We start from the raw sequence: 12,446 nt of genomic DNA on the forward strand, positions 1-12,446 counted from the left end.
ATGTTGGTTCCGATTCATGCGCAATGCCCCAGATGTTATCCGGACGGTCTCGCGGCACACGCTGGCCTATATGCTGTTCTCGATCAGCGAGCTGTTCCGGCACTACGACGAATTCGATCCGCTGGACCTTCTGATCGTGAATGCGATCCTCAACGCGAACGTCATCAATGTGATGAACGACCCGTCGCTCGACCAGAGGTTCTCCAGCATTCATACGGTCGAGCCGGATGTGATCAAGCAGGGCGTTTCGCGAGCGGCGCTCTCTCGCTTTCTCAGCCTGCCGCTCGAGACGGTTCGCCGCCGCGTGGCGGGATTGAAGAGACGGAAGATTCTCGCCGAGACCAAGGCGGGACTCATCGTGACCGAGCAGAACGAATTCAGGTTTGGAAACAACCACGAGCTCCAGAAGACCAACATGCTGCTGCTGACGAAACTGCTTCGCGATCTCAGGCGCGCCGGCATCAACGGGCCGGATGATCTGCGTGCGCCCAAGGGGACTCACAAGGAAACGTCAAAGGAGACTCTCAAGGGCACTGCGGCCACAAGGAAGGCGAAGTAAGCAGCAGATATGGATCAAGGCCTTTTCAACATTGATCGCGACGGCGCGCAGCGAACGGCCTCGGACGGCTTGCTGTCGTTCCAGGGTCTCAAGCCATCCGCGGCGCTCGAGCTCCAATCCTACGAGATCGACGATTTTGCCGAGAGCGAGCAATATGCCGGCGCCTCCAGCATGCCGCTGTCGGCCGGGGTGACTGCAATCAAGCGCGCCCGGCTCAACCTGCCGGCGCTGAGCCTGTTTCTGGTGAAGACTTTCCCGCGGATCCTTCGCGGCTACGATCTGGCGCATGCCGTCGCCGTGGCGGTGCCGATGGATCAGGTAACCTCTACCCGCATCAATGGGCAATCGATCGGCGGCTCCATCCTTGTTCTCAAGGGAAAATCCGATTGCCTGCTCTATGAGCCGGTGGGGCGTCTGTGGGCTGTCGCCTATTTCAGCCCGACCGGGCGCGAGCCCTGGTCTCAACTGGATGACGGCTATCATTTGCCGAGCCCGGCACCGGACGTGCTCGCTTCGCTGCGCCGTTCGATGTCCAACGCGCTTGAAACCGCGGCGCATGACCCCGACGTCCTGAACGACCAGACCTCGCGAAGTGTCCTCGAACGATTGCTGTTTGCGACGATGGATGCCGCCATTCGGTCGAGCGCGAAGCGCGCGCCGGCGCGCACCACGACGGACAGCTATCAGCGCATCGTCGCCGAGATGGAACGGTTGATCCGCCATGATCTCGCGACCTGGCACAAGACGACCGAGTTGGCGGAGCGGGTGGGCGTGTCCGTGCGGACTCTCCAGAGCGCGACGCAGGCGATCTGCGGCATGAGCCCGCATCGCTACAGCCGGGTCCTGCGCCTCTGGTCGGTGCGAAAGCTGCTGCGCACCGGCCCGGCAGGTCGCAGCGTGAAGGCCTGCGCGATCGGCCATGGCTTCTGGCACCTGAGCGAATTCGCCGCGAGCTACCGGGCCGCGTTCGGCGAGTTGCCCTCCGAGACCCTGCACCGAGCCCAGCGGGAGATCGTCTGAAGCGCGATGGAGTCAGGTTCGATCGGCGTCGGCGATCACCTCTCCCTACGGGAGAGGTGATCCGAATTCTCGGTTCGCATCGATTCGACCAAACACATTCGGCTTTAGCCGTTCGCGCCGCCCCAATCGCCCAGCACGGCCTGCACCAGCGCCAGCGCCGCGACCGCGGCCGTGTCGGCGCGCATGATCCGGGGGCCGAGCGCCAGCCGCAGGATTTTCGGCTGGCGCAGCAGCAGCGCCCGCTCTTCCTCGGCAAAGCCGCCTTCGGGGCCGATCAGCACGTCGATACCAACCTTGTCTTGGTCATGGCCGGCCGCGCGGGCGTCGTGCAGGCTCCGAATCGGGTTTTGCACCTCTGCCGCCTCGTCGCAGAAGATCAGCAGCCTCTCCGGGGCGCGCTGGCCGAGATACCGCTCCAGCGGCACCGGCTCGGCAACGCTGGCGATGCTCAGGATGCCGCATTGCTCGGCCGCCTCGACCACATTGGCGCGCATCCGCTCGGTGTTGACCCGCGAAGCCTGGGTGAACCGGGTCAGGACCGGCTGAAGCGCGGCGGCGCCCATCTCGATGGCCTTCTGGACCATGTAGTCGAGCCGGGCATGCTTGAGCGGGGCGAAGACGTAGGTGAGGTCGGCCAGCCGGTCCTGGGGCCGGGTCGGCTGGAGAATGACGAGCCCGTCCGGCCGCTTGCGGCCTTCGATGGCGGCCTGCCACTCGCCGTCGCGGCCGTTGAACGCCAAAACCTCGGCCCCGGCGGCCAGCCGCAGCACATTGCCGAGATAATTGCTCTGGTCGCGGTCGAGCGGGACCCTGGCGTCCTGGGCCAGGGGGGCATCGACAAACAGGCGGGGGGCGCAAAAATCGTGGGAAGGCATCGTTCAGGGGTCCGATTTGCCGCAGTTCTTAACCGAAATCAGTAGTTTGGGGGGTAAATATCACCGGACTGGTGCGTCCGTGCGCCGCGCTCTTGCCCTATTCGACGGGTTGTTAAGGGTCGGCGGGAATCGTAAAAACGCGAACACGCTGGTTGCGCTTCAATTGGGAAGACGCCGAACCCCGTAGCTCCTGCCGGAGAGACTATCCCGATGATCCGTCATTTGATGGTTCCGATCACTGCCGCCATGGTCACGATGGGCGCCGCGGGCGCCTATGCCCAGGGATTCCCGGCACCACTGCCCAGCCAGGCCGCGAGCAGTTCGCCGTTTCCGCCGGTGAATGGCGCGGCGCCGACGGCCTCGGTCGGCACCGCCCCGCAATCTTCATTCCCCGTCAACGGCGCTGCGCCGATTGGCGGGGCCGGCGCTTTCAGCGCTGCACCGCCGACCCAGGCCGGTCCCGGCGAAGACTGCATGAAGGCGTTCGTGCCGCTGCGCGAAGAGGCCGAAAAGCGCGGCAAGATGATCAAGGCGGCGAGCGATCGTCACGCGACGCCCGACGAAGCCTGCAAGCTGTTCAAGAACTACAGCCAGGCCGAACTCAAGATGCTGAAATACGTGCAGGCGAATTCCGCCAAATGCGGAATTCCGCCGCAGGTCAGCGAGCAGCTCCAGACCAGCCACAAGAACACCGAGGCCACGCAGGCCAAGGTCTGCAACGTTGCGGTGCAGATGCAACAGCAGCAGGCGCGACCGGCAGGTCCCTCGCTGAGCGAGGTGCTCGGCTCGGGCTCGGCGCCTGAGGCCAATGCCGGCAAGAAGGGCGGCAGCACCTTCGACACGCTCAACGGCAACGTCCTCACCCGATGAGCGATGCCAGCGCCCGCGTTGCCGATTCCTCCGGCAACTGGGTCGATACGCTCGCGCCGCAATGGGCGCGGCCTTATCTGCGTCTGTCCCGCTTCGATCGTCCGATCGGCTCCTGGCTGCTGCTGATGCCGTGCTGGTGGTCGGCGGCGCTTGCGAGCGGCATGGCGCACGACGTTCGCCGCCTGCCGCTCACCATCGTGCTGTTCTTCATCGGCGCCTTCGCGATGCGCGGGGCAGGCTGCGCCTGGAACGACATCACCGACCGCGATCTCGACGCCAGGGTCGAGCGCACCCGTTCGCGGCCGCTGCCCGCAGGGCAGATCACCGTCAAGCAGGCCACGGCCTTCATGGTCGCGCTGGCGCTGGTCGGCCTTCTCGTGCTGCTCCGGTTCAACCGCTTCGCCATCGCGACCGGCGTCGCCTCCCTTCTGGTCGTCGCGATCTATCCCTTCATGAAGCGCGTCACCTGGTGGCCGCAGGTCTTTCTCGGGCTCGCCTTCTCCTGGGGCGCGCTGATGGGCTTTGCCGTCACCTTCGGACGGATCGACCTCACCGCGCTGGTGCTCTACGCCGGGTCGATCGCCTGGGTGATCGGCTATGACACCATCTACGCGCATCAGGACAGCGAGGACGACGCACTGATCGGCGTCAAGTCCACCGCGCGCCTGTTCGGCGCACATACGCAGCAGGCGCTGATCCTGTTCTATGGCCTTGCGGTGATGCTGATCGGCGTTGCGCTGGCGTCGGGCGATGTACGCTGGCCGGCCTGGCTCGGGCTTGCCGCCTTCGCCGCGCATCTGGCCTCGCAGATCGCGCGCTTGAAGATCGAGGATCCCGAGCTGTGCAAGCGGCTGTTCTATTCGAACAAGCATGCCGGCTTGCTGCTGTTTGCGGGATTGCTGGCCGACGCGGCGATGCGGGCGGCGTAGCTGCTCTCGTAGGATGGGCAAAGGCGCAACGCGCCGTGCCCACGATCTTTTCATGATTGAGAGAGATGGTGGGCACGGCGCGCGAAGAGCGCGCCTTTGCCCACCCTACGGAACCTTCAATTCGGTGCGATGATCTCGCGCTCGCGATGCACCTGCAGCTCGCGCGCGACACCGGCGCGCCGGCGCATCAGGAATTTCGGACGGCGGGCACGGATCGCGTTGCAGCGGCGACGGCGGGCTGCGGGCTTGCGCGCACCTTCATCGATCTGCGGCAGCGCGAACAGCTCGCTCCAGATCGCCCAGGCCTCCGCGATTTCGTCGGCATCGACGCTGATCAGCAGCGGAACGGAGAGTGAGGGATCGCGATGCACGAGCACGAGGGTCTGCGCCTCGTCATTGCCGCGCAGCGCGACGCCGGTGAAGTCGCTGACGCGGACGTTGATCGCCATCTGCATGCCGCGGACGGCACGGCGCAGCACGACGCGCTCGCGATGAAGCTCGATCTGCCTGGTGTAGCCGTCGGCGCGCGGATCATGCGCATCGAAGCGGACCGGAAGGGAAAGAGGGTCGAGCCGCAGTGAGCGGCTCGACCCGGCGGGGTTGACCCCGCATGTTGCTGTTTGACGCCTCACGGCTTTAGTTCTCCCCGCCAGGATTATGTTCCCGGTCGATGCGAAGACCTTAGCGCGGCGACTTCCGAAACCGCTTAAAAAGGCTGGTTAATCCAGCGTCACCGGCGGTCATGATTGACAAGAGCTTGGCGCACATGATTGACGAGGCGTTGCGCGGAAGGCGCGAATCTGAGCCTTTTGCGGGCTGAAAATGCTTGAAGTCCGCAGCAATCGGGCACATCTGTGGGTTCCGGTCCCGAACCCCGCCCCAATAGGATTTCGTTTGTGAACCCTTCACCAAGCTCGACGCTTTCGCCCAAAGCCAACCGTGACCTGTTCGATCAGTCCGCGCTGTCCGATCTGGCACAGCGTCTGGTGGAGGCGGCCAAGCGCGCCGGCGCGGATGCGGCCGATGCGGTCGCGGTGCGCGGCGTCTCGCAAGGCGTCGAGGTGCGCGACGGCCGCGTCGAGGAATCCGAGCGTTCCGAGGGCGATGATGTCGGCCTGCGCGTGCTGGTCGGCCAGCGCCAGGCGGTGGTCTCGACCAATGACGCCAGCGGTGACGCCGTGACCAAGCTCGCCGAGCGCGCCGTGGCGATGGCGCGCGTCGCGCCCGACGACAAATATGTCGGCTTGGCTGATCCCGCGCTGCTCGTGCGCGATTTCCCGGATCTCGATCTGCTCGATCCCAATGTGCCTGCGACGAGCGAGCTCGAACGTCGGGCGTTGGAGGCAGAGGCTGCTGCGCTTGCCGTGAAGGGCGTGAGCAAGTCCGGTGGCGCTTCGGCCTCCGCCGGCATGGGCGGCATGGTGCTGGTCACCTCGACCGGCTTCCACGGTTCATATCTTCGCTCCAGCCAGGGCATTTCGGCGACTGCGATCGTCGGCGATGGCACCAGTATGGAGCGCGATTATGATTTCACCTCGGCGCCGCATGGGGCCGATCTGCTCTCGCCTGAGGTCGTCGGCCGTTCCGCCGGCGAGCGCACCGTGGCCCGCTATAATCCGCGCAAGGTCGAGACCTGCAAGGTGCCGGTCGTGTTCGACCCGCGCGTTGCGGGCTCGTTGGTCGGCCATCTCGTCGGCGCCATCAACGGCGCCTCGATCGCGCGCAAGACCAGCTTCCTCAAGGACAAGCTCGGCCAGCAGCTGTTCGCCAAGAACATCCGCATCATCGACGATCCCCTGCGCAAGCGGGGCCTGCGCTCGCAGACGTTTGACGCCGAAGGCGTCGCGGTGAAGAAGACCGCGCTGATCGACGAGGGCGTACTGACGACCTGGCTGCTCGACTGCGCCACCGCGCGCGAGCTTGGCCTTGCCACCACCGGCCACGCCCATCGCGGCGTCTCGTCCTCGCCCTCGCCGGGGCCGTACAATCTGCATCTGGAAGCCGGCACACCGACCCCGACGGAGTTGATCTCCGACATCAAGCAGGGCTTCTACGTCACCGATCTGATCGGCTCGGGCGTCAACGGCGTCACCGGCGATTACAGCCGCGGCGCCTCCGGCTTCTGGATCGAGAACGGCGAGATCACCTACCCCGTCAGCGAGGTCACGATCGCGGGGCATCTGTTCGAGATCTTCAAGTCGATGCAGCCTGCCAACAATCTCGAATTCCGCTACGGCATCAATGCGCCGACGGTGCGCATCGAAGGATTGACGCTTGGCGGACGTTGACGCGAACTCCCTCGAAACCATTTTGACGCGCGATGCGGCGCTGCTGAGAGACACGGTGCGGGAGGCAGGCAGCCTCGCGCAGTCGATGTTCCGCACCGCGCTGAAGACATGGATCAAGGGCGCGTCCTCGCCGGTCTCGGAAGCCGACATCGCCGTCAACGATTTGCTCGAGGCGCGCCTGCGCAGTGCCACGCCCGAGTACGGCTGGCTGTCCGAGGAGAGCGCCGACGACGAGACGCGGCTGTCGCGCCGGCTGACCTGGGTGGTCGATCCGATCGACGGCACCCGCAATTACCTCAACGGCCATGATGAATGGTGCGTCAGCGTCGCGCTGGTCGAGGATGCTTCGCCGGTGCTGGCCGCGGTGTTCGCGCCGACGACGGGCGAGTTCTTCTTCGCCGTCCGCGGCCAGGGCACGACGCTCAACGACCGGCCAGTGTGGGCGACGTCCGGATCGGGCCTCGACTTTTCCCGCATGGCCGGCCCGAAGCCGATGGTCGAGCGGCTCAATACCCTCGGCGGCGACATCAAGCTGCATCCGCGAATCGGTTCACTGGCGCTGCGGCTGTGCCGGGTCGCCAATGGCAGGCTGGATGCGGCTTTTGCGGGGGGCAACAGCCATGATTGGGACCTTGCGGCGGCCGATTTGATCGTGCAGGAAGCGGATGGTAGGATGAGCGACCTCTCCGGAGGTCCCATCCTCTATAATCGTCGGGAAGTGACGCACGGGGTGCTGGTGGCAGCGGGACGCGATCGTCATGCGAGCATTGTCGCGCATTTTCGAAATCGTCCCTTGCCCTGAGCATTGTCGTCGTGCTTGTCGAACACTGCTTTGCCGGGCAGCCCCTTAGGAACCGAAACCATGCCAGATAGTGCCCCGCAACAACTGCTTCACCTCGTGATCGGCGGTGAGCTGCTCGACCTCGAGCACAACACCTTCAAGAACCTGGACGAGGTCGAGATCGTCGGTCTGTATCCGAACTACGCCTCCGCCCATGTCGCCTGGCGCGCCAAGGCGCAGAGCACGGTGGACAACGCGCAGATGCGCTATTTCATCGTCCATCTGCACCGGCTGCTCGACCCGAATGAAGAAACGAAGGCGCGTTGAAAAAACTGCTTCGCAATACGCTGCGAAGCAGCTGGTTTCAGCGTGCCGTCGGGGTCCTGGCGGCCGAATATCTGCGCTTTGTCTGGCGGACCAACACCTTCACGTTCGATCCGCCCGACGTCTATGACATCGTCGAGCCGCAGATCCCCGCGATCTTCGCGTTCTGGCACGGCCAGCACTTTCTCACCCCCTTCATCAAGAACAAGGACTCCTACCAGGCGAGGGTCTTGATCTCGCGCCACCGCGACGGGGAGTTCAACGCCATCGCGGCCGAGCGGCTCGGCATCGGCACCATCCGCGGGTCCGGCGACCATGGCGGCGCCTTCCACCGCAAAGGCGGGGTCGGCGCCTTCAAGGAAATGGTGCGGACGCTCCAGGACGGTTGTAATGTCGCGCTGACCGCCGATGTCCCGAAACGCTCGCGCGTGGCAGGCCTCGGCATCATCATGCTGGCACGGGAATCGGGGCGGCCGATCATGCCTTTCGCGATGGCGACCAGCCGCTTCATCCGGCTCAGGAACTGGGACCGCACCACCATCAATTTGCCATTCGGGCGGGGCGCATTGGTCGGGATCAAGGAAATCAACGTGCCTCCGGATGCCGACGCCGCCATGATGGAAGCGTTGCGGCAGGAGCTGGAGGATACGCTGAACGAAGCGACCCGCCGCGCCTATGCGCAGCTCGGCCGCCCGGGACCTCAAGATGACTAACTCGCTGCCCAAAGCGCTGCCTATGACGCTGCGGATGTATCAGCGGCTGGCGAGCGGCCTCGTGCCGCTGGCGCCTGCGCTGATCAAGCGGCGGCTGAAGCAGGGCAAGGAAGATCCCGCGCGTGTCGGCGAGCGGCGCGGCCTGTCCCGGGACGTCCGGCCGCATGGCCCGCTGGTCTGGATCCACGGCGCAAGCGTCGGCGAGGTCTTGGCCGCCGCCGCCCTGATCGAGCGGCTGCGCGAATTGAACCTGCGTATCCTGCTCACGTCGGGCACCGTCACCTCGGCTGCGGTCGTGGCCAAACGCTTCCCGCCCGACGTCATCCATCAATATGTGCCATATGATTCCCCGCGCTACGTCGCGCGCTTCCTCGACCATTGGAAGCCGTCGCTGGCGCTGTTCATCGAATCGGATCTGTGGCCGAACCTGATCCTGGCGGGTGGTGCGCGCCGGGTGCCGATGGTGCTGATCAACGGGCGGATGTCGCCGCGCTCGTTCCCGCGCTGGCAGCGCATGCACGGCACCATCTCGGCGCTGCTGTCGCGTTTCGACATCTGCCTTGCGCAGTCGAAAACCGATGCGGAACGTTTCTCCGCGCTCGGCGGCCGCGACGTCGTCACGACAGGGAATCTCAAGCTCGACGTGCCGGCGCCGCCGGCGGACCCTGCAAAACTCGAGCGGCTGATGGCGATGACGCGCGGGCGTCCGATCATCGTCGCGGCCTCGACCCATCCGGGCGAGGACGAGATGCTGATCGCGGCGCATCGCAGCCTTGTCGGCTTCTTCCCGCAGCTTCTCACCGTGATCGTGCCGCGGCATCCGGATCGCGGCTCCTCGATCGCCGGCCTCGTCACCGCGTCCGGCCTGAAGCCGGCCTTGCGCTCGCGCGAAGAGCTGCCAACAGCCACGGCCGACGTCTATGTCGCTGACACCATGGGCGAGCTCGGCCTGTTCTATCGTTTGTCGCCGGTCGTGTTCATGGGGGGATCGCTGATCCATCACGGCGGCCAGAATCCGATCGAGGCGATCAAGCTCGGGGCTGCCATCATCCACGGTCCGCACATCTTCAACTTCGCCGATGTCTACGCGGCGCTCGATGCGAGCGGTGGTGCGCGCCAGGCCGACACGCAGGAGCTGCTGGTCAAGCATCTTGGTCAGTTGCTCGCCGATCCCGCCATCCGCGACAAGATGCAAAGTGCAGGCTCAGGCGTGGTCGAGGAGCTCGGCGGCGCGCTCAACCGCACCATGACCGCGCTCGAGCCGTATCTCCTGCAATTGCGGATCGAGATGGGAGCCGCCAATGCGTGAGCCGGCCTTCTGGTACCGGCCGCGCTCTCCGACATCGCAGCTCCTCAGTCCACTGGGCGCGCTCTACGGCGCGATCACCGCGCGGCGGATGGCGCGCGCGGGTTTTGACGCCGGCATCCCCGTGATCTGCGTCGGCAATTACCATGTCGGCGGTGCCGGCAAGACCCCGACCGTGCTGGCGCTGGCAAGACTCCTGCGCGATCTCGGCGAGACGCCGGTGGTGCTCAGCCGCGGTTATGGCGGACGGCTCGAGGGCCCCGTGATGGTCGACCGGACGCGTCACACCGCCGCCGATATCGGCGACGAGCCGCTGATGATGGCGCGCGACGTGCCGGTCGCGGTCGCGCGTGACCGCCTCGAAGGCGTCGCGCTCGCGAAGTCGCAGGGCGCCACCGTGATCCTGATGGATGACGGTTTCCAGAACCCGAAGCTGTTGAAGGATGCCTCGCTGATCGTGATCGATAGCGCGCGCGGCCTCGGCAACGGCAAGGTGTTTCCCGCAGGCCCGCTGCGCGCGCCGCTCGAGCCGCAGCTCGGGCGCACCGATGCGCTGGTGGTGATCGGCGAGGGCCACGCCGCGGACGGTGTCGACGCCGAGCTTTCAAAGCGCGGCAAGCCGGTGTTGCGTGCACGGCTGAAGCCGGATGCAGCCTCGCTCGCGCAGCTGTTCGGCAAAAAGGTTTTCGCCTTCGCCGGCATCGGCGATCCCGAGCGCTTCTTCCGCAGTCTGCGCACCGCCGGCATCGAGGTCGTCCGCACGCGCGCCTTCGCCGATCATCACATGTTCTCGCCCGAGGAGATCGCCGCGATGGCGGCGGACGCCGCGCGCGGGCAGCTCACGCTGGTGACCACGGAAAAGGACCTTGCGCGCCTGCGCGGCCGTGACGATGTGCCCGACGGCATCGTGCCGTTCGCCGTCCAGCTCGACTTCGACGATCCGCCGAGGCTGCGGCAACTGATCAGCGATCACCTCTACAAGGCCCGCGAGCGCAGGTTCAGCAAAAGATGATCTCGTAGGGTGGGCAAAGGCGCGACAGCGCCGTGCCTACGATCTGTTGCCTCCGGAGATAGATGGTGGGCACGCTCCGCTTTGCCCACCCTACGAGAGCTTGCCGGTTCGCCATTCAGGCGACATTCATGACAAAGCTCTTATCGATTCCCGTCGATCAGGAGAAATCGATGAGACGTCTGCTTGCGGCCTCACGACGGCTGCTTCGGCTCGCCCGGATAATGCCGCTGCAGGACCGCGGCCGGCGTGGCGTAGGCTTCCTGCAGATCCACGCTCCAATATTTCAGCTCGTCGAGCGGAATGCGCGTGTCGGTGATCGCGCAGCGCACGAAGGTGCCCGGCGAGATCACGCGGAAATCGCCGTCGAGATATTGCACTTGCGCTTCGCCATGGCCGGAAGAGCCGAACTTGTTCAGCACGGTCGGAAATCTCCGTGGAAGGCCTCTCCCTGGAAAACCCGGGAGGGCACGATGTGTTGGACGGGATGTAGCATAGATAGGGTCGCTTGTCCGCCCGTTAAACCCACCGGTTTGTGATGTTTTGCCGCCGTTCCCGCATGATAGTGCTCGATCCCGGCATATTGACGCAGAGACCGATGCGCCTTCGATTGACCGCCCTGTTCCTGATGCTGCTGATGTCGGCCGCGCGTGCTGCGCCGGAGGCCGCGCCGCATCAGGTCGAGATTCCGCTGGCGTCCGGAACCCTGCATGCGCAGCTGTTCAAGCCGGCGGGTGAGGGGCCGTTTCCGACCGTGATCGCGCTGCACGGCTGCGGCGGCCTCGGTGGCCATGCCGATCCGGTGCTGCCGCGCTATCACGACTGGGCCGAGCGGCTGCTCAAGTCGGGCAATGCCGTGCTGCTGCCCGACAGCTACGGCTCGCGCGAGCTCGGGCCGCAATGCCGCGTCAAGGAGATGCACGTCAAGGCGCGGCGCGAGCGTGTCGCCGACATCGCGGCCGCGCGCGCCTGGCTGATGAAGCAGGCCTGGGTCGCGCGCGACCGCGTCAGCCTGATCGGCTGGGCCAACGGCGCCAGCGCGCTGCTCTGGGCGGTGCGGCCGCAAGCCGCCGCGCGCGATCAGGCGCCGGACTTCCGCGCCGCCGTCGCCTTCTATCCGGATTGCCGGATCTCCGCCGGCCTCGGCTGGAGCACGCGGGTGCCGACGCTGGTGCTGATCGGCGCCAATGACGACGTGTCGTCGCCGCCGGCCTGCCGCCAGATGGTCGACGGCGCACACGGGCGCAGCGCGCTCGCGCGCATTGTCGTCTATCCCGGCGCCTATCACGATTTCGATCGCGCCAACACGCCGCTGCACGCCGCCAGCGCCAGCAGCGACATCGCCGCGCCCGAGCACGGTCATCTCGGCACGGATGCCGAAGCGCGCGCGGAGGCGCAGAAGGACGTGGCGGAGTGGCTGGCGCGCTGATCGCGCCTTAGTTCGACCACGATGTCGATTAAACGCATCGTTCATGCGCAATCGCCTCATCCTCTTCACGTCCGCCTTCATCGTCTTCACCGTCGCGGTCTTCCTGTTCGAAGCCCACGCCGGCGCCCCCATGGTCGCGCCGGAACATTGCGGCTTCTGGACCACGATCGACGCGGGATTGTCCTGCCGTTGAGGTGGGCGCTGCCGCCACACCCGTCATTGCGAGCGCAGCGAAGCAATCCAGAATCTTTCCGCGGAGGGACTCTGGATTGCTTCGTCGCTTCGCTCCTCGCAATTGTGCATGTTCACTAATTCGCTGATCGAGAAGTTTCGGCTTTGGCGG

15 protein-coding genes are annotated in these 12,446 nt (G+C 65.7%); 12 read left to right on the plus strand and 3 right to left on the minus strand.

From position 1 onward, the window contains the following. Positions 1-16 precede the first annotated feature (16 nt). Both HYH08_RS23785 and HYH08_RS23790 read left to right on the plus strand, forming a co-directional pair. A complete protein-coding gene (locus HYH08_RS23785) occupies positions 17-559 on the plus strand; it encodes a hypothetical protein (protein ID WP_228748019.1) in 543 nt (180 codons plus the stop codon). A 9-nt stretch (positions 560-568) separates the two neighbouring features. After that, a complete protein-coding gene (locus tag HYH08_RS23790; RefSeq protein ID WP_220012252.1) occupies positions 569-1,579 on the plus strand; it encodes a helix-turn-helix domain-containing protein in 1,011 nt (336 codons plus the stop codon). A 104-nt stretch (positions 1,580-1,683) separates the two neighbouring features. On the opposite strand, the gene HYH08_RS23795 is transcribed toward HYH08_RS23790, so the two are convergent. Next, entirely contained in the window at positions 1,684-2,454 is a 771-nt protein-coding gene (locus HYH08_RS23795; RefSeq protein WP_220012253.1) for a 16S rRNA (uracil(1498)-N(3))-methyltransferase, read from the minus strand. Between the two features lie 210 nt (positions 2,455-2,664). Here HYH08_RS23795 and HYH08_RS23800 point away from each other — a divergent pair, with 210 nt between their 5' ends. Both HYH08_RS23800 and ubiA read left to right on the plus strand, forming a co-directional pair. Beyond that, positions 2,665-3,324, plus strand: a complete 660-nt coding sequence (locus HYH08_RS23800) for a hypothetical protein (protein ID WP_220012254.1) — start codon at positions 2,665-2,667, stop codon at positions 3,322-3,324. Further along, the gene (gene ubiA / locus HYH08_RS23805) at positions 3,321-4,253 is read left to right on the plus strand and encodes a 4-hydroxybenzoate octaprenyltransferase (protein WP_220012255.1); all 933 of its coding nucleotides are present in this window, start codon (positions 3,321-3,323) and stop codon (positions 4,251-4,253) included. The genes HYH08_RS23800 and ubiA overlap by 4 nt, the downstream gene beginning before the upstream one ends. Positions 4,254-4,369: 116 nt before the next feature. Here ubiA and HYH08_RS23810 read toward each other — a convergent pair whose 3' ends face one another. Then, on the minus strand, positions 4,370-4,885 hold the full coding sequence (locus HYH08_RS23810; protein WP_220012256.1) for a DUF6101 family protein: 516 nt from the start codon (positions 4,883-4,885) through the stop codon (positions 4,370-4,372). Positions 4,886-5,149: 264 nt separating this feature from the next. On the opposite strand from HYH08_RS23810, the gene HYH08_RS23815 reads away from it, so the two are divergent. The 6 genes from HYH08_RS23815 to lpxK are packed head-to-tail and all read left to right on the plus strand — an operon-like array spanning position 5,150 to position 10,677. Further along, entirely contained in the window at positions 5,150-6,541 is a 1,392-nt protein-coding gene (locus HYH08_RS23815; protein WP_220012257.1) for a TldD/PmbA family protein, read from the plus strand. Continuing rightward, complete coding sequence (locus HYH08_RS23820) at positions 6,528-7,343, plus strand: inositol monophosphatase family protein (protein ID WP_220012258.1); 816 nt, start codon at positions 6,528-6,530, stop codon at positions 7,341-7,343. The genes HYH08_RS23815 and HYH08_RS23820 overlap by 14 nt, the downstream gene beginning before the upstream one ends. Before the next feature lie 60 nt (positions 7,344-7,403). Beyond that, positions 7,404-7,649 carry a DUF4170 domain-containing protein gene (locus HYH08_RS23825; protein WP_220012259.1) on the plus strand — a complete coding sequence of 82 codons (246 nt, stop codon included), beginning with the start codon at positions 7,404-7,406 and terminating at the stop codon, positions 7,647-7,649. Then, positions 7,646-8,359, plus strand: coding sequence for a lysophospholipid acyltransferase family protein (locus tag HYH08_RS23830; protein ID WP_220012260.1), 714 nt, complete (start codon positions 7,646-7,648; stop codon positions 8,357-8,359). Before HYH08_RS23825 ends, HYH08_RS23830 begins: the two co-directional genes overlap by 4 nt. After that, entirely contained in the window at positions 8,322-9,668 is a 1,347-nt protein-coding gene (locus tag HYH08_RS23835; protein WP_220012261.1) for a 3-deoxy-D-manno-octulosonic acid transferase, read from the plus strand. The genes HYH08_RS23830 and HYH08_RS23835 overlap by 38 nt, the downstream gene beginning before the upstream one ends. Next, positions 9,661-10,677, plus strand: a complete 1,017-nt coding sequence (gene lpxK / locus HYH08_RS23840) for a tetraacyldisaccharide 4'-kinase (protein ID WP_220012262.1) — start codon at positions 9,661-9,663, stop codon at positions 10,675-10,677. Before HYH08_RS23835 ends, lpxK begins: the two co-directional genes overlap by 8 nt. A 191-nt stretch (positions 10,678-10,868) precedes the next feature. Here lpxK and HYH08_RS23845 read toward each other — a convergent pair whose 3' ends face one another. After that, positions 10,869-11,096: a DUF2093 domain-containing protein gene (locus HYH08_RS23845; RefSeq protein ID WP_220012263.1), complete on the minus strand. Its 228-nt coding sequence runs from the start codon at positions 11,094-11,096 to the stop codon at positions 10,869-10,871. A 176-nt stretch (positions 11,097-11,272) separates the two neighbouring features. On the opposite strand from HYH08_RS23845, the gene HYH08_RS23850 reads away from it, so the two are divergent. Next, positions 11,273-12,103, plus strand: coding sequence for a dienelactone hydrolase family protein (locus HYH08_RS23850; protein ID WP_220012264.1), 831 nt, complete (start codon positions 11,273-11,275; stop codon positions 12,101-12,103). Between the two features lie 43 nt (positions 12,104-12,146). Then, positions 12,147-12,296 (plus strand): hypothetical protein, encoded by a 150-nt coding sequence (locus HYH08_RS23855; protein ID WP_220012265.1) that lies wholly within the window; start codon positions 12,147-12,149, stop codon positions 12,294-12,296. Positions 12,297-12,446: the final 150 nt, after the last annotated feature.

Source organism: Bradyrhizobium sp. BR 10289 (assembly GCF_019455385.1).
GTDB lineage: Bacteria > Pseudomonadota > Alphaproteobacteria > Rhizobiales > Xanthobacteraceae > Bradyrhizobium.